Origin of the sequence: Methanosarcina spelaei (genome assembly GCF_002287235.1) — an archaeon.
GTDB classification, from domain to species: domain Archaea; phylum Halobacteriota; class Methanosarcinia; order Methanosarcinales; family Methanosarcinaceae; genus Methanosarcina; species Methanosarcina spelaei.
Genome location: NZ_LMVP01000493.1, coordinates 1 through 230 on the forward strand (window position 1 = coordinate 1; position 230 = coordinate 230).

Below are 230 nucleotides of genomic sequence, written 5' to 3' on the forward strand. Positions count from 1 at the left end.
TGTTCCTGTGCTCTTGTCAGTAAAGGCAACATTAAATGGGGCTTTTCCTGAAATTGAGGACGCAGAGAATGCAGCAACCGGTTTATCCCTCACCTGTATATAACCTGTTTTTGTTACCGTACTACTGCCCCTATCGTTCTTTACTGTTAAGCTAACGGTATATTTTCCTGTTTTTGAATACTTATGCACCGGGTTCTGGACAAATGACTGCGATCCGTCTCCAAAAAACC

Annotated in this window: 1 protein-coding gene; it reads right to left on the bottom strand. The window is 42.6% G+C overall.

The features are described 5' to 3' along the window. Window positions 1–230 (bottom strand): PKD domain-containing protein (locus tag ASJ81_RS17025; protein ID WP_141241789.1); only part of this gene is annotated, 230 nt, incomplete at both ends.